At 70.4% G+C, this 17726-nt stretch carries 17 protein-coding genes; 8 read left to right on the top strand and 9 right to left on the bottom strand.

Going from position 1 to position 17726, the window contains the following annotated elements:
* Positions 1-20 precede the first annotated feature (20 nt).
* A complete protein-coding gene (locus RF645_RS11800) occupies positions 21-500 on the bottom strand; it encodes an NfeD family protein (protein ID WP_368819130.1) in 480 nt (159 codons plus the stop codon).
* A 197-nt stretch (positions 501-697) separates the two neighbouring features.
* Here RF645_RS11800 and RF645_RS11795 point away from each other — a divergent pair, with 197 nt between their 5' ends.
* Positions 698-1138, top strand: coding sequence for a hypothetical protein (locus RF645_RS11795; protein ID WP_368819129.1), 441 nt, complete (start codon positions 698-700; stop codon positions 1136-1138).
* Positions 1139-1148: 10 nt separating this feature from the next.
* On the opposite strand, the gene RF645_RS11790 is transcribed toward RF645_RS11795, so the two are convergent.
* Positions 1149-1394 carry a hypothetical protein gene (locus RF645_RS11790; RefSeq protein ID WP_006215703.1) on the bottom strand — a complete coding sequence of 82 codons (246 nt, stop codon included), beginning with the start codon at positions 1392-1394 and terminating at the stop codon, positions 1149-1151.
* A 959-nt stretch (positions 1395-2353) separates the two neighbouring features.
* On the opposite strand from RF645_RS11790, the gene RF645_RS11785 reads away from it, so the two are divergent.
* Complete coding sequence (locus RF645_RS11785) at positions 2354-3469, top strand: tyrosine-type recombinase/integrase (RefSeq protein WP_368819128.1); 1116 nt, start codon at positions 2354-2356, stop codon at positions 3467-3469.
* Positions 3470-3579: 110 nt separating this feature from the next.
* On the opposite strand, the gene RF645_RS11780 is transcribed toward RF645_RS11785, so the two are convergent.
* Entirely contained in the window at positions 3580-5799 is a 2220-nt protein-coding gene (locus RF645_RS11780) for a catalase (RefSeq protein ID WP_368819127.1), read from the bottom strand.
* Positions 5800-6199: 400 nt separating this feature from the next.
* Positions 6200-7417 (bottom strand): hypothetical protein, encoded by a 1218-nt coding sequence (locus tag RF645_RS11775; RefSeq protein ID WP_368819126.1) that lies wholly within the window; start codon positions 7415-7417, stop codon positions 6200-6202.
* Between the two features lie 218 nt (positions 7418-7635).
* Here RF645_RS11775 and RF645_RS11770 point away from each other — a divergent pair, with 218 nt between their 5' ends.
* The 5 genes from RF645_RS11770 to RF645_RS11750 all read left to right on the top strand — a co-directional run bounded on the left by RF645_RS11770 (position 7636) and on the right by RF645_RS11750 (position 10948).
* A complete protein-coding gene (locus RF645_RS11770) occupies positions 7636-7869 on the top strand; it encodes a hypothetical protein (protein ID WP_368819125.1) in 234 nt (77 codons plus the stop codon).
* Positions 7870-7890: 21 nt separating this feature from the next.
* Positions 7891-8175 carry a glucuronate isomerase gene (locus RF645_RS11765; protein WP_368819124.1) on the top strand — a complete coding sequence of 95 codons (285 nt, stop codon included), beginning with the start codon at positions 7891-7893 and terminating at the stop codon, positions 8173-8175.
* Between the two features lie 163 nt (positions 8176-8338).
* Positions 8339-9046, top strand: a complete 708-nt coding sequence (locus tag RF645_RS11760; protein ID WP_368819123.1) for a hypothetical protein — start codon at positions 8339-8341, stop codon at positions 9044-9046.
* A 228-nt stretch (positions 9047-9274) separates the two neighbouring features.
* Complete coding sequence (locus tag RF645_RS11755) at positions 9275-10306, top strand: MFS transporter (protein ID WP_368819122.1); 1032 nt, start codon at positions 9275-9277, stop codon at positions 10304-10306.
* Between the two features lie 90 nt (positions 10307-10396).
* The gene (locus RF645_RS11750; protein WP_268143341.1) at positions 10397-10948 is read left to right on the top strand and encodes a gluconokinase; all 552 of its coding nucleotides are present in this window, start codon (positions 10397-10399) and stop codon (positions 10946-10948) included.
* Positions 10949-10965: 17 nt separating this feature from the next.
* Here the strand turns inward: RF645_RS11750 and dnaE are convergent, their stop codons facing one another.
* The 5 genes from dnaE to RF645_RS11725 all read right to left on the bottom strand — a co-directional run bounded on the left by dnaE (position 10966) and on the right by RF645_RS11725 (position 17101).
* On the bottom strand, positions 10966-14667 hold the full coding sequence (dnaE, locus tag RF645_RS11745; RefSeq protein ID WP_368819121.1) for a DNA polymerase III subunit alpha: 3702 nt from the start codon (positions 14665-14667) through the stop codon (positions 10966-10968).
* A gap of 65 nt (positions 14668-14732) precedes the next feature.
* Positions 14733-15149: a hypothetical protein gene (locus tag RF645_RS11740; RefSeq protein WP_006215694.1), complete on the bottom strand. Its 417-nt coding sequence runs from the start codon at positions 15147-15149 to the stop codon at positions 14733-14735.
* A 157-nt stretch (positions 15150-15306) separates the two neighbouring features.
* Positions 15307-15927: a hypothetical protein gene (locus tag RF645_RS11735; protein ID WP_368819120.1), complete on the bottom strand. Its 621-nt coding sequence runs from the start codon at positions 15925-15927 to the stop codon at positions 15307-15309.
* Positions 15924-16754 (bottom strand): ImmA/IrrE family metallo-endopeptidase, encoded by an 831-nt coding sequence (locus tag RF645_RS11730; protein WP_368819119.1) that lies wholly within the window; start codon positions 16752-16754, stop codon positions 15924-15926. Before RF645_RS11730 ends, RF645_RS11735 begins: the two co-directional genes overlap by 4 nt.
* Complete coding sequence (locus tag RF645_RS11725) at positions 16751-17101, bottom strand: helix-turn-helix domain-containing protein (protein ID WP_368819118.1); 351 nt, start codon at positions 17099-17101, stop codon at positions 16751-16753. Before RF645_RS11725 ends, RF645_RS11730 begins: the two co-directional genes overlap by 4 nt.
* A 145-nt stretch (positions 17102-17246) precedes the next feature.
* Between RF645_RS11725 and RF645_RS11720 the strand changes: the two genes are divergently transcribed.
* The gene (locus RF645_RS11720; protein ID WP_368819117.1) at positions 17247-17690 is read left to right on the top strand and encodes a hypothetical protein; all 444 of its coding nucleotides are present in this window, start codon (positions 17247-17249) and stop codon (positions 17688-17690) included.
* Positions 17691-17726 lie beyond the last annotated feature (36 nt).

The following is a 17726-nucleotide window of genomic DNA, read 5'->3' as shown; positions in this document are numbered from 1 at the left end:
GACGGGCCGGCCGCGGCGGCTCAGGCCCGGTGTACCGCGGGATCGATGGCGGGGGCGCTGCGTTCGACCCTCACGGTCGCGCCGTCGACGCGATGCACGTAGGCGGTCTCGCCCACCGGGATCTCCGGACCCGAAGTCCGGGCGGTCCAGACATCTCCGTGGAGGCGGACCAGGCCGGTGGCCGAGGTGACGGGCTCCAGGACGGTGCACTCGGAGCCGGGCAGACGGTCGGCGTTGGAGAGACCGTCGCGGCCCGGGCCTCGGTGCAGCCGGGCGAGGATGCGCGGACGCACGAGGAAGAGCAGCAGCAGGGACACGGCGACGAAGACGATCACCTGGACGACCACGCCTCCGCCGAGGGCAGAGGCACCGGCGGAGGCCAGGGCGCCGACTCCCAGCATCAGGAAGGTCAGGTCGAGGCTCAGGATCTCGATCACGATCAGCACGGCCGCGAGGATCAGCCACACGATCCATCCGCTGTCGGCGAGCATCTCGAGCATCGGGCGGCCTTCCGTCGTCGGTGATCCGGGTCTCCATCCTGCCAGAATTCGCATTCGAGAACAGGCAGGTCCATGCGTGTGTCGCCGATTCCCCGAGATCGCGTCGTCCAGCAGGGGAGTGGCGTCACCCTCTGTTCATCTGGCGTTCAACCGCTTATCATCTGGGGATTCCGTTCGACGTCCGCACAGGAGTGACCATGAGACCCATCGCCTCGATCGCAGCTTCGGCTGTGGGCGCCGGCGTGACCGGCATCGCGGCGGGTCTGATCACGCTGTCGGCGGTGCAGTCCAACATGCCTGCACTCATGGCGCATCTGATGAAACCGGTGCCGGATCTGGCGGGCCGTCGGGTGCTGCTGTGCACGGGGGAGACGGATCACCGCACCCGCGGCACGGCTGCGGACGAGGCCCAGCAGTGGCGTCGGGCACTGGAAGCCGAGTACGACACCCCGGCGATCCTGGTGGACCTGCGCACGGACGCCCGCTGCTCGGCGCGCCGACGGGCGCAGGTGCGAGCGCTGGCAGAATCCGTCCCGGCGGATCACCAGCGGGAGTTCGTTCTCGGCGACTCGATGTCGGCACTGGCACGCTCTGTGCAGGCGCGCACCGGGGTTTCGTCGGCCGAAGCTCTCGGCTGAGGCCGGGCGCTCAGGAACCCTGCGAGTCCTCGTCGGAGTCCGACTGCTGCGGCTGATCGCCGATGATCTGCCCGAGAGGATCGACGCGCGGCGGGCGCAGGATGCTGCGGGAGACGTTGCGGTAGTCGTAGCGCCCGAGGAGCTGGGCTGCTTCCTCGTCCTCGAGGTCGTAGGCATGCGCGAGCATGCGGACGTTCTCCGTGTAGAAGGCATGCAGCTTGTCCACGCCCTTCAGGAACTCGATTTCCTTGCTCATGGTCGGTGTGCGGCCTCTCCGGAAGATCTGCGGCTGGATCCGAGGCGTAAGCGCCGATCGGACCGTGACCACCGTAGTCCGAACGCCGCAGAAACTCCCGTCCCGGAGCATGGTTCGTCCGAAGACGGAGGCGTCCTGCGGGTGCGGTGCCGGGGATCCAGAGGGTCGCTCGATCCTGCACCTCGTTCGCCGATAATCTACATTATGTAAAGTCAGGCTGAGCGGAGGGCTCGACGCCGACCGGATGGCCCCTCCCTCGCAGGCGGTGGGCATTCACTCGAGGCGTGCCTCGGAGTTCACGACTTGTGCGCGGGGCGACGACCTCGCCGCGGGCCGCCTCACGCCGGATCTCTCCGCGCGGTGCTCGACGCCGCCGGGCGGTCTCGGCTCCGCCCTGCAGTCTTGCCTCGATGATCTGTCTGCGCTGGCGCCTGTGTCGCTCCATGCTCCCGACTCGCCGCGCGTGCTCACCGCCAGCTGTGTCGTCCTAGGCGGCAGACGGCATTCCGTGCGGGCTGCCGCACCGCAAAGGCCATGACGGCTTCGCATAACCCGCTCGGAAATATCCTCCGCATGGTGCGCTCTGCGCGCCGGAAATCGGATATTCCGCTGCCGCGGTGCATTGGCCGGCCCGTGAGGGCCCCTGGAAGATTCCACCCGGAGCTCGTCTTGGCTATTCTTCTGACGGTCGGGATATCCTTGTCGCTCCGGGTCTGACAGTCATGCGGCGCCGCATCTGCCGTCGCACGATCTAGCCCGCGTCGATTCCGTGTCGTAGTAGACAAATAGAACGACACGAGATGGTGGAGGCCATCCTGGTGCTCGTCAGCATTCAATAGACCAGTATCGCCGACTCCCCCGGTATCGATTCCCGAGGATTCCGGGGAGATGCCCGACGCTCCCCCGCAGGCCCATTCTTCCGTCGCGCTTTTCGATAGTATGTTCGAGTCGCCGATCGAGTGATCGATCCGCTGATCGACTCCCCCGGGCTCGGCGACCCGCCCGTCGTCGCCGACCCGAAGGACTCCGCCGCCATGGCTCTGCCTCCCCCGCCCGTCGAGATCCCGCTGCAGGAGGCCGTCGCGCGCTTCCTGGCCTCGGTGGATCGACGGGCGCGCGTGCAGTCGCTGTCGGCGGCCACGGCCAAGAACTACCGCGTGGACCTCGAGCGCTTCCTGGAGCTGCTCCCCCGCGCGAGCGAGCACACCGCGGAATCCGTCACCGGCCAGGACGTGGACGAGGCCCTGCTGCTGTTCGCCGGCACCGCGGATCACCGGCGCAAGCCAGGGCTCGGCGAGCAGAGCAGGGACGTTCGCCGTCGGATGGCCGCCACCGCACGGGAGGCCAAGTCGGCCGGCTCGACCCTGCGGATGCGACGCTCCCTGTCGCGGTTCTTCGCGTACTGCACGGAGCAGTCCTGGGCCACCGTCTCCCCCATGGCCGCCTCCGAGCTGATACCCCAGGGCGAGGATCCCCTGCGCGTCGAGCGGACCTCCCTGGACATCGAGGAGGCCCAGGCTCTGCTGCGCCACGGCCCGGGCACTCGGGAGTCGAACCGGCACTGGGACCGGGACGCCATCGCGCTGGGGCTCATGATGGTCGTCGGGCTGCGCGCCGGGGAGATCGTGCGCCTGGATGCGGATCACCACTCGCCCGCGGGTCCGGCCGGCCCGGCGCGGGTGACGGTCTACGGGAAGGGCCGCAGCACGCGGGTGGTCCCGATCGCAGCCTGGATCGACGAGCTGATCTCGTCGTATCGAGCCCGCCTGGGTCCGGAGGCCCCCGCGCCGCTGCTGCTCTCGGTGACCGGGCGCCGCCTGGCCGTGCGTGATATCGAGCGCCTGCTCGAGCGCGCCGTGCAGCGCACCCGAACCGCCGAGCCGCGCCTGGCCCGCGGCGTGGTCCCCCACGGGCTGCGCCACACCGCGGCCACGCTGATGCTCGCCGACGGCTGGGACGTCAAGGTCGTCGCCCGGCTGCTCGGGCACAGCTCCGTGTCCACCACGAGCCGCTACCTCGACGAGCTGCCCGGAGAGCTCTCGGCCGCGATCGACGCCCACCCGCTGCGGCCCTGACGGACCGGCGGCCCCGATCGCCGTGAGGGACCGGGGCCGCCGTCGACGGGGGCGCGTGCGAGCTGCGAGTGCGGCCGCTCATGGCTCGCATGTGCCGGTGTCCGGAGGACTCAGGCCAGCCTGCCGGTGGTCGGGAAGCGGTCCCATACGCGATGGCGCGTCAGTGCCTCCTTCACGCCGGTGAGCACGCCCTGGGGCGTCTGCGCCACGGTCACACCGGCGCCGTCGGCCATGCCCAGGGCCCCCAGGGTGTCGATGCCGGTGCCCCACGCGCCCATGGGCTTGGCCTGGCGCCAGACCTCCTGCAGGAGCAGACTCGCACGCGGATCCACCTCCTGGGGGCTGGGCGCAGCGGCTTTGGCGTCCAGGCCCTGGGCGGCATCGGGTCCGGGCAGGGGGTCCGAAGCCACCAGAACCGCATCGAATTCGACCGAGCGGGCTGTGAGCAGCGTGCGCTGGGCGACCACATCCCCGGCTGCGGTGCCTCCGGTGGGGGCGATCACCAGCGGCACCATGCCGGCGCCGTCGATCTCGCGGATCACCTGCGCCAGGGAGTCGCCGTCCACGCGGCTCCCGACCAGGATGCCGATCTGGCGCCCGTCGACCGGCCAGGTCCTCCCCAGCTGCGACAGCGCCGGGGATGGCTGGACGTCCTGGGCGGGCGCCGTCGTGGGCTCCTGCTCGGGCAGGCCGAGGCCCTCGGCCACCGTGCGGCCCAGCTCCGCATCGATCGCCGACAGATGCTGCAGCTGGCGGATGCGCACGTTCTCATCCCAGCACTTGCCGAGCTCGAACATGTATCCCTGCGCGGTGTGCTCGCGCTCGATCTCGCTGAGCGAGAGCCAGAACATCCGGGCCTGACTGAAGTGATCCTCGAAGGACTGCGGGCGGCGACGCTCCTTGACCGATTCCTCGATCGGCTGCGCCACGTCGATGAACGGCCGCTGCGAGTCGGGCGTCTCGAACGGATTGCCCCCGTCCAGCGAATTCGGGCGGTAGGGCGCGACCCCGGAGTGCACGGCGGACTGGTGCATGCCGTCGCGCAGCATGTCGTTGACCGGGGCATGCGGGCGGTTGATCGGCAGCTGGGGCCAGTTCGGCCCGCCCAGCCGTGTGATCTGCGTGTCCAGATAGGAGAACAGCCGCCCCTGCAGGAGCGGGTCGTTCGTCACATCGATGCCTGGGACCAGGTTGTTCGGGTTGAAGGCGACCTGCTCCGTCTCGGCGAAGTAGTTCGAGGGATTGGCCGTGAGCGTCATCAGCCCGACCGCCTCGACGGGGGCAAGCTCCTCCGGCACGAGCTTGGTGGGGTCCAGCAGGTCGATCCCCTGGAAGGTCTCGTCCTCGGTGTCCGGGAAGACCTGGACGCCCAGCTCCCACTGCGGATGTGCTCCGGCCTCGATCGCATCGGCCAGGTCGCGTCGGTGCATGTCGGGATCGGCGCCGTTGATCAGCTGCGCCTCCTCCCACAGCACGGAGTGCACGCCCAGCCTGGGCTTCCAGTGGAACTTCACGAGCGAGGTGGAGCCGTCGGCGGCCACGAGGCGGAACGTGTGGACCCCGAAGCCCTCCATCATCCGCAGGGAGCGCGGGATGCCGCGGTCGGCCATGTTCCAGATCGTGTGATGCTGCGCCTCCGTATGGAGGGAGACGAAGTCCCAGAAGGTGTCGTGGGCGGACTGCGCCTGCGGGATCTCCCGATCCGGATGGGGCTTGGCCGCGTGGATGACATCGGGGAACTTGATCGGATCCTGGATGAAGAACACCGGGATGTTGTTTCCCACCAGGTCCCAGGTGCCCTCATCGGTGTAGAACTTCGTGGCGAATCCGCGGGTGTCGCGGGCCAGATCCCCCGAGCCGCGTGAGCCGAGCACGGTGGAGAACCGCACGAAGACGGGAGTCTGCTTCCCCTCGGCGAACACCTCGGCGCTGGACAGGCGGGAGGCCGTCCCGTAGGACTCGAAGACGCCGTGGGCACCGGCACCGCGAGCATGGACCACCCGCTCGGGGATGCGCTCGTGATCGAAGTGCGAGACCTTCTCGCGGAAGTGATGGTCCTGCAGGAGCGCGGGTCCGCGGCGCCCCGCCCTCAGGGAGTCCTCGGAGGTGCTCAGGCGGGTCCCGTGCGCGGTGGTGAGGAACTCGCCCTGCTGGGCTCGGGCGCCCTTGGGAGCGCCGGTCTGCTCTCCGGTGGCCGTGCGAGTCTGCGGGGCGGACTGATCGGGCTTGGGAGGCAGCGGGCTGCGCGGCTGGACGGGCTCCTGCGCGGATGCCGGTTCGGAGCCAGGGACCCCTGGCACCTGAGGAAGCTCGGGGCGGTGATCTGACATGGCGGATCCTCCTGACGTCGTCGCTGTGCCGGTCGGGGCTGTCGGCCTCCGGCCCGCCTCCTGTCTATCCGTTCGCAGCCTGAAAAGTAAGGAGGCTGACTGGATTGTCAGGGAATCCGGAGCTGTGGGTGAGGTGCGCCACATGACCCCCGTGTCGCATGGACTCCGCCTGCGGTCCATCCCGGGCGTCTTCGCGGCCGGGGATTGCACCGCGATCCCCTTCAAGCAGATCGTGGTCGCCCAGGGCGCCGGCGCCACCGCCGGGCTCTCGGCAGGGGACCACCTGATCCGCACCCAGGCCGTCGTCCCGGCCTCCCTCCCCCGGAAGGCAGCAGGGCCCGTCGCCGTGATGGCGACGGGCCCTGCTGCATGCTGCGGGAGCATCGAGCTCCAGCACGGATCAGTGCCGCCGGTCCCGATCCTCCTGCGCCCGCCTGCGGTCCTCGCTGGTGCGCTGCGCCTCGGGGTCCGAGCGGTCCTCGGAATGCTTGTCCTCCCGGTCGGCCTGCTCGTCCTGATCCTCCTGGTCCTGCTGCTCATCCTCCTCGTCGCGGTACTCGTCGAGCTTCTCGCGCTGCTCTTGGCCGCGCTTGGAGTAGGTCGCGATGCGCACGGCCTCGGCGTCGTCGAAGTTGGAGCCCAGGGCGCCGGCGAGCATGCCCATGGACACGGACAGGGACGTGATGGCGATGTAGTCCCACGGCCCGGGTGCGTACCCCAGCTGCCCGGCCAGGAAGTCGGCGTCGATCACGATCAGCGAGAGCAGCCCCAGGGCGGCGAACAGCACGGCGAAGAACGCGATGATGCTCAGCAGCACCGTCACGAACGTGGCGATGTTCTCCACGAGCGCTCGACCCGAGCCGGTGGCCGCACGGTCGCGGAACCACAGCTTGTTGCTCGTGATCAGCCACAGGGTGAAGGTCACGATCATGATGGCCGCTATCAGCACATGCCGCACCGGGCTCAGTGCCACGGAGAGGCTCCAGATGCTGCCGAAGAACACGCCGAACCCGCCCGAGGCCATACCTGCGGCGATGCCGCCGCCCAGCGCTGTGATCAGACGTCCCGGGCGGTTGGCGCGCACCATGCCCGAGACCTGGCGCAGCCGAGCCGTCGGGCCCGGGCGCACCAGGTAGTGCACGCCCTCCTCCAGCCCGGCCCGGGAGACCAGTCGGGAGAGCCGCAGCGCCTCGATGAGCTCATCGCCCTCGACCGGGCTGTGCGCGTCGCGGGCGCTCGTGGCCACCAGATCCACGATCAGCTCGAGGGCCGAGGACTTCAGCCCCACCGCGCCCAGCGACGGGAGGGAGACCATGGCCGAGCGGCCTGCCTTGTCGACCTCGGCGACGACCGGAACGCGGTCCAGGGCGCGCGGGAGATCAGTCGCGTAGACCAGGTAGCGCCAGCCGTGGCGGTCCAGGATGTCCGGGGCGCGATCGCTGAAGGGCACGGTGCCGTCGTCGTTCAGGGGGAAGGTCACATCGCTGACCTCGGTCTCCCAGGGCGTGCCCGTCCTGCGGGTGAGCTGCTCGGCGATCCTGCCGGCGAGCGCGTCGATGACCTTCTGGGGCACGCCGGGGTCTGCGAGCAGTCCGAGAACCTGGGTTCGATAAGCCATCTGCTCATTCTGGCATCCTGCTGCCGCGGCTCGCTCCGGATGCGTCCGAGGATCAGCAAGTCACGGCCACCCGTTGTCGGGCCATCACCCGGCCGCGGTGGCTGGGGAGCATGTCATCAGAGTCGATCGCATCTCATCCGGACCGCCTGCTCCCGGCGGATCCGGCCACCCGCTCCATTGCCCGCAGCCTGCTGGCCGATGTTTAGCACCTGCTCATCGTGTCCCTGCACGGCCATGTGCCGCCGGTCATGATCGCCGACGACACCACGTTCCCGGACCCCGCGGACCTGTTCATCAGCCCGGACCACTACCTGACGCGGCTGCTGCACGCCAATGGGGAGGACCTGGCGGATCTGCGCGTGGGCGGGCACACCGAGACGGATCCCCGGGAGTCGTGGCGGATCTTCTGCCGGCACTGGGAGGACTTCGACGGCACCGCCACGGGCTGCTGACTGCGCTCGTCGTTCGTCAACGTGTTCGGCATCGACGACTCGAAGATCGACGAGGCCCACGCCGATGAGCTCTACGACCAGTTCATGGGGCTCGTGCAGAAGCCGCAGTTCCGGCCGCGCGCGCTGTTCGACAGCTTCGGCATCGAGGTCCTGGCCCCCACCGACGATCCGCTGGACACCCTCGAGCTGCATGATCGAGTGGCGGCCGACGAGTCGGAGATCATCGGCGCCTTGAGCGATCCGTGCGCCGTCGATGATGTGCGGCGCCTATGGGAGCTGCTGGCGCGCCGTCCACCGCCGTGGTGACGCTGACGATCACCGAGGCCGCCTACAACCTCGGCCCGGAGCTGTCCTTCGACGCCGCTGAGGAGACCGTGGCGGCCGATCTGGGGACTCTGCGCGCGGCCTTCTCGAGCGGCTCCTTCGACACCGACGCCGTGGGCGTGCCGGCCTCGCCGGCGGCCAGCTCGTGGTGGGCCTGGCCGCCGAGCTCGACCCGCGGCTCGGCCAATGGATCGAGCGCAGCGTGTCCTTCGTGGGCACCTCGATCGACCGCATCACCCCTGCCACCGAGGACTGCCTGCTCGACGACGTCGCCCAGGCCACCGGGTTCGCCGATCAGGCCCCGGTCGTCACCGAGCCGTTCAGCAGCTGGATGCTGCAGGGCGAGTTCCCCGCCGGGCGCCCCGAGTGGGAGCGCGCCGGTGCGGTGTTCGTCGAGGACCTCGAGCCGTTCGAGCGCAGCAAGCTGTGGCTGCTCAACGGGGCGCATTCGCTGCTGGTCTACGCCGGGCAGCTGCGCGGGCACGAGACCGTCGAGCAGGCCATCACCGACGAGGTCTCCCGCCAGCAGGTCCTCGAGTTCTGGGACGAGGCGGCGCATCACCTCACCACCCCGGGCTTGGACGTGCCGGCCTCCCGGGAGGCGCTGCTCGAGCGCTTCGAGAACCCGCGCATCGGGTGCAGCGGCGAGGCCGCAGCGCGCATGATCGCCGCCTGGACTGTGTACGTGGACGGGCGCGACGAGCTCGGCGACTCCCGGGCCGCGCAGGTCCTTGAGGTCTCTCGCAGCGAGGATCGGATCCGCGCACTCGTCGTGCTCCTGGACGCGCACCTGGCCGAGCAACCCGAGGTGATCGAGCAGATCACGGATCTGGCGCAGGCCCTGCGCGACTGAGCCTCTGCGCGGCCGAGCCCCTCTCGGGGCAGCCGAGCACAGCACGGGAACTGGCCGCAGCCGCCTCCGGGCGACTGCGGCCAGATCTGTGTCACCTCTGACCTGAGGCGACGCTCGCTGCCCTGCGGGCAGCACCCTGCAACGTGCAGGTGGGCCACCTCCGCGATTTCAGAGCATGGGGGCGCAAGGCGGAGACGTCGAGCTCACCGTCGGGCTGATCTTCCGGCCATGCGCTTCGTCGGCGCCTTCACGGACATCCTCATCGGGTCCGTCATCGACCGCACGAACACCCGCATGGGCAAGTTCCGGCCCCACATCATGGTCTTCTGCGTGCCGCTGTTGCTCTCGGCCGTCTTCGCGTTCTCGCCGGCCGGTCTGCGCGGCACGAACGGTGTGCTGATCTGGGCCGTCGTCACCTGCTTCCTGCTGGGGTCGGTCTTCTACACCCTGGTCAACATCCCCTACGGCTCGCTGGCAGCCGCCATGACGGGCAACAGCCAGGACCGCTCCAAGTTCGCACTGGCGCGCACCATCGGCACGGGCATCATGCAGATCGTCACGGCCGTGGCCATCAGCCCGGCGATCCAGCAGTTCGCCGGCGATCCGGACGGCCTGCAGGCCACACTGACCCGCACCATCGCGCTGCTCGTCATCACCTCCCGGGCGAACGTCGAGCGCAGGATCGCCGAGGTCGGGCTCAAGGAGAGCCTGCAGACCCTCGCAGCCAACCGCGCTCTGCAGACCCTGGCCGGGATCTCCGTGGTGTATCTCGCCGGGCTGTTCTGCGTCACGGGCATCCTGATCTACTACGCGCGCGACGCCCTGGCCTTCGTGGGCGAGGCCCTGGGCGACTGGGCCGGGCTGTGGCTGATCGGCCAGTTCGGCTGCGTCTCCGGCGCCGCAGCGCAGCCCGACCCCGCGATCACGGGCATCACCCTGGCCGCAGGCGTGGCCCCCGCCGCGTTCTTCCTGCTGGCCGCGGATCCTGGTGCAGTCCTACCCGCTGACCGATCAGCGCCCCGCGGAGATCCTGTTGGACCTGCGCACCCGCAAGGACACCGGCATCCTGCCGACGGCAGCTCGCCAGGAGATGGAGGCCGCTCGCGGTGCCGCAGGCGCCTCGCCCGCCGCTGCCCCGTCGTCCGCCGACGGAGCCGACGGACCCCAGTACGACGGGGGCTCCTCGAGCGCCCCGGACGATCAGGGGCCCGCTGCGCGCTGAGCGGCCCCGTCGCGGGCAATCGAGGGAAATCCCGCTGAGAACCGTCCCGCGGGGCCGTAGCCTGGCGGGCGGTCTGCCGCGGGAGGCGACGATGCCCCCGCCGAGCACCGAGGAGAGGAACTTCTGTGATGGTCGCCAACGAGCAAGCTGCCAGGCCCACCCCTGTAGTCGTCGTGATGGGGGTCTCCGGCTCCGGGAAGACGACGATCGGCGCCCTGGTGGCCGATGCCAAGTCCGTGCCGTTCGTGGATGCCGATGACCTGCATCCGATCGACAACGTCAAGAAGATGGCCGCGGGCACTCCCCTGGATGACGAGGACCGCTGGCCCTGGCTCGACATCGTCGGCCGACGCCTGCAGGAGGCCGAGGAGTCCGGCGAGGGCGTGGTCATGGCGTGCTCGGCGCTGCGCCGCGTCTACCGCGACCGCATCCGCGCCACGGCCCCCAGCACGATCTTCCTGCACCTGAACGGCTCGCTGGAGGTGCTCACCGCCCGCATCGAGGGCCGCAGCGGGCACTTCATGCCCCCGGCGCTGCTGAGCTCACAGATGGAGACCCTCGAGGCGCTCACGGAGGACGAGGCCGGCTACGTCCTGGACATCGGCCAGAGCGTCGAGCAGATGATCGACGAGGCCCTGCCGGCGCTGCAGTCCATCCGGGACGAGATGCCCCGCGACTGAGTCGCTGCTGCTGCCCCTCAGCCGGCCCGACGACGAGGTCGCTCTGAACCCGAATCCGGGCCCCGGCCCCGCCTGCCGTGCTGCTCGCTGTCGGCCCGGGCAGCGGCGACCTGCTCCTCCAGATCCGGTCGGGTCAGGGCCCAGGCCTGCAGCGCGGTGATGCTGATCCCGCGCGGGCCGGTGCGGCGGGTGGTCCCGCGCACCAGCAGCAGTCGCGTGCCGAAGAGCACCGACCCGGACAATCTCTGCGCCTCGTCGAAGAACGCGCAGTCGGCCGTCCCGCTGCCGTCGTCCAGGCTGATGAACACCACGCGGTTCCCGCCGCGCATGGGCGGGGTCATGGTGGAGACCCGCACCCCGGCCACGAGCACCTCGGTCTGCGAGCGCAGCTCCAGCAGATCGCCCGCGGCGGTGGCGCCCAGTCGGCGCAGCAGCGGGGCGTAGCTGTCGACCAGGTGGGCGGAGACGTCCAGAGCCATGTGGTCGAGCTCGGCGCGCACGGTCTGCTCGGTGCTGGGGCTCGGCAGGCCCGGCACCAGGCCCCGCAGCTCCGGATCGCCCAAGGGCAGCTCGAGCTGCCCGGAGACCTCGCGGCGGACGGCGGACGGGCGGGCGTCGGCGCGGTGGCGCATGGCCTGGACCAGGTCCGCGCGGTTGGCCGTGCTGCCGGAGCTCTCGAGCAGCCCGTCCAGCGCGCCCACCGAGGCCAGCCGCTCGAGCGAGCGCCGGGTGGGCCGCGCCCGTGCACGCAGATCCCCGAGCGAGGCGTAGGGCTGTCCTGCCACGAGGCGTGCGATCTCCGACTCCGAGACGCCGCTGAGCTCGCGCAGGGACAGCCGGATGCCCAGCCGGCGGCGTCCCTGAGCGTCCAGGCCCTCCTCCGGGGCTAGCTCCTCCACGCGGTGGTGGTCATCGGAGCGGTTCACGTCCACGGGCAGCACGGGGATGCCCATGCGTCGGGCCTCCCCCACGAGCAGGCGCTTGGGGTACATGCCGGGGTCGTGCTCCCACACCCCGGCCAGGAAGGCCTCCGGGTGGTGGGCCTTCAGCCACGCGGATTCGTAGGTGGGCACGGCGAAGGCCGCGCCGTGGGCCTTGCAGAAGCCGAACGAGCCGAAGGCCGAGAGGATCTCCCAGACCTGATCGAGCACCGCGGGCTTCCAGTCCCCCTGCGCGCGGGCGGACTCGCGCACGAAGCGCTCCACGGCCGGCTCCTCGGGGCCGCCGAGCTTGCGGCGCAGCTCGTCGGCCCGGGCCAGACCGCAGCCGGTCACGGTGTCGAGGATGCGCAGGATCTGCTCGTGGAAGACCGTCACCCCGTGGGTCTCGGCGAGGATCGGGTCCAGGCGCGGGTCGATCGAGGGCACCGTGGCGAAGCCGTGGCGCTGATCCAGGTACGGCCGCACCATGTTCGACTGCATCGGCCCGGGGCGGAACAGGGAGATGTCCACGATCAGGTCGTCGAAGCTCTCCGGGGCCATCTTGCCGATCAGCTCCCGCTGGCCCGGGGACTCGATCTGGAAGCAGCCCAGGGTGTGGGTGGAGCGGATCAGCTCGAAGGTCGCCGGGTCGTCCCGCGGCACCGCCTCCAGATCGATGCGCGGCGGGACGACGGCGGCCTCATCCTCCTCATCGCGACGACGGGCGCGGATCAGCTCGAGGCGCTGGATCTCGTCGAGCGCGTAGGTCAGCGTGGACTGCATGCGCACCCCCAGGACATCGAGCTTGAGCATGCCCATGGGGTCCATGTCGTGCTTGTCGAACTGGCTCATGGGCAGACCCAGCCCGGAGGCCTGCACGGGAGTGCGCTCCAGCAGGGACTGATCGGAGAGGATCACCCCGCACGGGTGCATGGAGATGTGCCGCGGCAGCCGGTCCAGGCGCTCGGCGACATCGACCAGCAGATCGAGCTGCCGGTCCTGGGCGACCTGCTGGGCGAACTCGGCGAGCTCGGGCTTCTCCTCGAGGGCCTCCCGGAACGACGAGGCCGAGAAGCGCCACAGCTGCTTGGCGATCGCGTCCACCTGCCCCGGCTCCATGCCCAGGGCCAGGCCGGCGTCGCGGACCGCACCGCGAGCGCGGTAGGCGTTCTGCATGCTCATCAGCGAGACCCGCTCGGGCCCGAAGCGCTCGAAGATGCGGTCGTAGACCTCGTGGCGCCGGGCGGACTCGACGTCGATGTCGATGTCCGGCAGGGTCGAGCGGTCCCGGGAGAGGAAGCGCTCGAAGATCAGTCCGTGCTCCAGCGGATCCGGCTGCGAGACGCCCAACAGGTGGTTGACCAGCGAGGAGACGCCCGAGCCGCGGGCGGCCCGACGCACCCCCATCTGCCCGATCATGTCCGAGACCTCGGCGACGGTGAGGAAGTAGGACGCGAAGCCCAGGTGCTCGATGATCGCCAGCTCGTGCTCCAGGCGCTCCTGCACCCTCTGCCAGGCCGGTGAGCCGGGGGCGGCCTGCGGGTAGCAGCGGGCCACGGCCGCCTGGCAGCGCTGGCGCAGCTCCCGGGGTGCCGGGGAGCTCAGGCCCAGCACCGAGGCCTCCGGCACGACCGGTCTGCCCCAGCCGCAGTCGGCGGCGGCGTCCAGGCGGGTGAGGTCGGCGACCTCGGCGGTGCCGCCCAGCAGCGCCTTCACCCCTGCTGCGCCCAGATCGGCGCTGCGGGCTGTGTCGCGGGCCAGGTCCTCCATCTGCGCGGCGGGCTTGAGCCAGGCCTGGCCGTTGGGCTGCAGGGATTCGCTGTCGGTCTCCCCCGCTGCCAGCTGGGCCAGCGGGGTCAGGGTGCGGGCGGCGTCCAGGACGTCGGCGGTGGCCGCATCCTGCGGATCGAGATAGCGCACGGCATTGGAGAGCACGCAGCGCACTCCGGACTCGACGCCCATTCGCAGGGTCCGGGCGGCGTGGCCCGCGCTCCCCGAGGCGCCGGGCTCCGCCAGGTGGTGCACGACCTCCAGGGCCAGCGCCTGCGGGGGCAGCAGCTGCTTCCAGCGAGCCAGGGCCTGCCGAGCGCTGCGATAGCGACGGGCCGCCAGCAGCCTGCCCACATCCGAATCCGGGCCCAGCAGCACGACCAGCCGAACCGGGGCTCCCGCCCTCGCCTCTGCGGCCGTGTCCTCTGCCCCCGGCTCTGCGCTGTGCTTCGTGGACGAGAGGCCGCCACCTGAGGAGCCGGTCCCGGGGTCCCCCAAGGCCCCCGGGACCGCCCGTCGACGCAGCTGCTGCCTGGTGATCCCGGGCAGGAACGAGGCGCTCGGCCCCGACCCGAGCCGCGAGCGCAGCCGCGCAGCGCCTGTCCGGGCGCCTCCGCCGGAGCCTCCCCGTGCACTCGCCCCAGCCGCACCGTCACCGCGCTCACCAGCCGCGGCCCCACAGGTCTGCTCCGCCCCCTCCACCCGGTGCGCGTCCGAGATCAGCCGGCACAGCGCGGCGTAGCCCTCCCCCGGCGCTGCTCCGGCCCCGGCTCCGGCGGCGAGCACCACCACGCGGTGGAAGCGCTCGCGGTCCGGATCGCCCACCCGCAGATCGACGCCCAGGATGGGGTCGATGCCCGCAGCCCGGCAGGCACCCAGATGCTTGACCGCCCCGTAGAGGCCGTCGCGATCCGTGCACCCCAGGGCGTCGGCTCCGTCGGCCGCGGCGGCGGCCACGAGAGCCTCCGGGCGGGCGACGCCGTAGTGCGCGCTGAAGGCCGTGCGCACATGCAGATGGGTGAAGGTCACCCCCGTATTCGAAACTATGTTCGAATCAGAGTCAACTCACCGCAGGCGGCTCGAGGGCGTCGGGCTCACGAGGCGGAGTCGAGGGCCCGCAGCTCGCCGATCCTGCGGTCGAGCCCGGAGGGCTCTGCGGCCGCCGAGCACTGGGCGAGGGCCTCGCGGCGCCGCAGAGGCAGATCGATCACCCCGCCTCCGGTCTCCGTGGTGGCCCGCAGCAGGCGCCAGCGCCCGGTCTCCATGGTGTGCACGAGCTCCAGGGTGATCAGTGCCGCGCGCGGGCTCAGCCGCACCTGCACGCGCCACATCTCCTGATCGACCACCTCGGTGTCCCGCGGGGCGCGATGCCCATCCACCCACCACGAGCGGCGCCGATGCCAGCGCACCGGCTCCTCCGCGACGCTGTGCACCCGCCCCTCCCAGAGCACCCGCACGGGCGCTCCCGACCTCCCGCACTCGACCTCCACGCCCTGCGTCAGCAGTCCCATGATGTCCTCCGCTCTCCCGCGTCCCGCCTGTCCCGATCGTCGTCCGATCGATGCTTCGAAACTAGAAAAGGTGTACGACAGCACAAGACGAATATGACGCTCATGGGAACACCAGTTCCCATGGCGCCTCCGTCTCAGAAGGCCTGCGGGGGCGCGATCAGGACGGGCGCCAGCAGGGCAGGGACATCAGCGGCGTGTCCTTCAAGGGAGGAAGGCCGTCGTCGAGGCCCCTGAGCCGGTTATAGAGATCCCGCATGTCGTCCCTATGAGGCAGATGCCGACTTCCGGCTGCGCGCTCGAGAACGGTGAGCGTCCCGATCAGTCGGATGCTGCCAACGTCTGCGCCCTGAGAGCGGAGCCGATCGAGGCGCCGCGCTTCAGCGGCCGCAGCGCGGCGGCCTCCGCCGTCGTCGATGAGGACGATGACATCCGCCCCGGCCTCGGCGACCACTGCGGCATGTGCGATGACCAATGTCTCGCCCAGATCTCTCGCGGTTCGGAGGCGCTCGGCTGCCGGAGCGCGACCGAGCCGCTCCACGGCCCTGCTGAGATCCGGTGTGAGGTCGTCGGAGAGGACCTCGAGCAGGTGCTCGGGGATCTTGCGCATGACGGCACCCGCCGCTGCGAAGCGACGATCCTGACCGGAGCGGCGACGAATCTCGGACTCGACGACCTCCGGGATGCTCAGCGGCCCCAGTGTTCCGAAGAGGAGGCGCTCCCGATGGATCGAGAAGAAGTTGAGGCCCGGCCCCGCATCCATGATCGGGCGCTGCCTCACACAGGCCGATTCTGGGCGGCTCCGGGCTCATCGATATCGCTCAGATCCACGGAGACGGGCGGCAGGTCTGCGGCGGCCAGCTGCGGGGGCGCCGGCTCCAGGGGCGTGATGCCGGCTTCGCGCAGCTCCAGCTCGATGGTCTCCATGCTGAGACTTCGCAGAGACGCCAGCGTCTGCAGGGGGACGGCTCCCTCCTCGTAACCGGCCACGGCGCGGGCCAGGAGGCGCTGCGGCGGGCGGGGGCGGTCAGCGTCGGCCTGCAGCGACTGGTACTGGTCTCGCCAGCCGAACAGGGTCGCGAGCTGCGGTGTGGAGCGGCTCATCCACTCGGTCTTGGTCGTGGCGTCGATGTACCCGCTGCCATGCAGGGCGATTGCCGCGAGGGCGGGTGAGACCAGGAACCGCTGCACGACGCGGGAGAGATCCTGAGCGGCGAGAGCCCTCGGCTCCCCCAGCATCTCCCGGAGGCCCTCCGCGGGAAGGAGCAGGTGGCGAGCGAAGGAATCGGCGCGGATCTCTTCAGGAGAGCGGACGGAGAGATCCGCGCTGTCCGCCCAGTCGGCGAAGAGAGCATGGGCCAGCTCGTGAGCCAGCGTGCTGCGCTGACGCATGGGGCGACGGGTGCGCGCCACGCCGATGAAGGTGACGTCGCGCTCGGGGTCATGCATGGTCAGGCCGTGCTCGTCGGCTCCGGCATCCAGCACGGCGACGTCATGCCCGGTGGTCTGCTCGATGAGCGCCACAAGATCTCCCAGAGGCTGGCAGCCGAGGCCGTGCGTCCGGCGAAACTCCTCCGCCTTCTGCCTGCCCTCCTGCTCGGCGCTCATGCTCGGCTCTGGGGCGCGGAGCCAGGGATCGCCTGGTCGTCGAGCTGGGTATCGAGCTCGACGAACCGCAGCAGCTGCTGGCGCATCCCTTCCATGCCCGCGCCGTTCGCGGACCGGGCGGCGCACTGCACGCGCTGGGAGGCGCCCGTTCCCGTCAGCTGGGAGATGGTGCTGCCGGTGGCTTCCGCGATGAGCATGATCTCGGTCATCTTGGCTGCCCGCTTGCCGGAGAGGATGCGGCTCAGCGTCGATTGCGAGATCCCGGTGCGGTCCTGCAGTGCGCGCTGAGACAGTCCTGCCGCAGTGCGGGCTGCCTCGATCGCCGATCCGATCTGGAGGGTGGACATGAGGGCTCCTGAATCAGTTTGGGAAGATGATTCAGCCTACCGCTCGCGACACCTCACGCGGAAGGGGGTCCTCCCAGAGCCTTCCATCGCATGGGCCCAAGGTGTTCCCTGACAGAGAAGACATCGACCGAGACGAAGGAGCACCATGACCCGCCCCCGGATCATCTGCCACAGGCACACCCTGCTCAACGGGAAGATCGACGGCATCGCCAACCCCACCCCGGCCGGCATGCGCTCGCAGAAGCTGTACTTCGACCTGTTCCTGGGCAAGGGCCGCTTCTACTCCGGGCACCGCGGCTGGCTCAGCGGGTCCGGGACGAGCCGCGCGATCATGGGCGGGTTCCCGCAGCCCGAGCTGCCTGAGCCGACCGAGCCGGTGCCCGCCGGAGACAACCTGGCCGATCCCGACGCCAACATGCACTACTTCGCGGTGGACCGCCCGGCCTCGCTGATCTGGGACCGCGGATCGTTCAGCTACTTCGACGTCGACGCCCACATCGTGGAGCTGATCCCGAACAGCGCCAGCGACGCCTTCAAGGCGCACCTGCGCTCCGGGGGGGTGCCTCTATGGTTTTCGTCAAGCCGCTAGGGCGACTGTCGACGGGGTCTGAGGCATGGTCGGGTC

The organism is Kocuria sp. CPCC 205260 (genome assembly GCF_040981045.1).
GTDB lineage: Bacteria > Actinomycetota > Actinomycetes > Actinomycetales > Micrococcaceae > Kocuria > Kocuria palustris.
The sequence above is the reverse complement of the archived record's forward strand: the minus strand, read 5'-3'. Positions and strand labels throughout refer to the sequence as shown.

Excerpts from the sequence above, each read along its gene's own strand:
- RF645_RS11800 (WP_368819130.1), bottom strand. The coding sequence starts at position 500 with ATGCTCGAGATGCTCGCCGACAGCGGATGGATCGTGTGGCTGATCCTC.
- RF645_RS11720 (WP_368819117.1), top strand. The coding sequence starts at position 17,247 with ATGACCCGCCCCCGGATCATCTGCCACAGGCACACCCTGCTCAACGGG.
- RF645_RS11790 (WP_006215703.1), bottom strand. The coding sequence starts at position 1,394 with ATGAGCAAGGAAATCGAGTTCCTGAAGGGCGTGGACAAGCTGCATGCC.
- RF645_RS11795 (WP_368819129.1), top strand. The coding sequence starts at position 698 with ATGAGACCCATCGCCTCGATCGCAGCTTCGGCTGTGGGCGCCGGCGTG.
- RF645_RS11755 (WP_368819122.1), top strand. The coding sequence starts at position 9,275 with ATGCGCTTCGTCGGCGCCTTCACGGACATCCTCATCGGGTCCGTCATC.
- RF645_RS11775 (WP_368819126.1), bottom strand. The coding sequence starts at position 7,417 with ATGGCTTATCGAACCCAGGTTCTCGGACTGCTCGCAGACCCCGGCGTG.
- RF645_RS11780 (WP_368819127.1), bottom strand. The coding sequence starts at position 5,799 with ATGTCAGATCACCGCCCCGAGCTTCCTCAGGTGCCAGGGGTCCCTGGC.
- RF645_RS11740 (WP_006215694.1), bottom strand. The coding sequence starts at position 15,149 with ATGGGACTGCTGACGCAGGGCGTGGAGGTCGAGTGCGGGAGGTCGGGA.
- RF645_RS11725 (WP_368819118.1), bottom strand. The coding sequence starts at position 17,101 with ATGTCCACCCTCCAGATCGGATCGGCGATCGAGGCAGCCCGCACTGCG.
- RF645_RS11730 (WP_368819119.1), bottom strand. The coding sequence starts at position 16,754 with ATGAGCGCCGAGCAGGAGGGCAGGCAGAAGGCGGAGGAGTTTCGCCGG.
- RF645_RS11750 (WP_268143341.1), top strand. The coding sequence starts at position 10,397 with ATGGTCGCCAACGAGCAAGCTGCCAGGCCCACCCCTGTAGTCGTCGTG.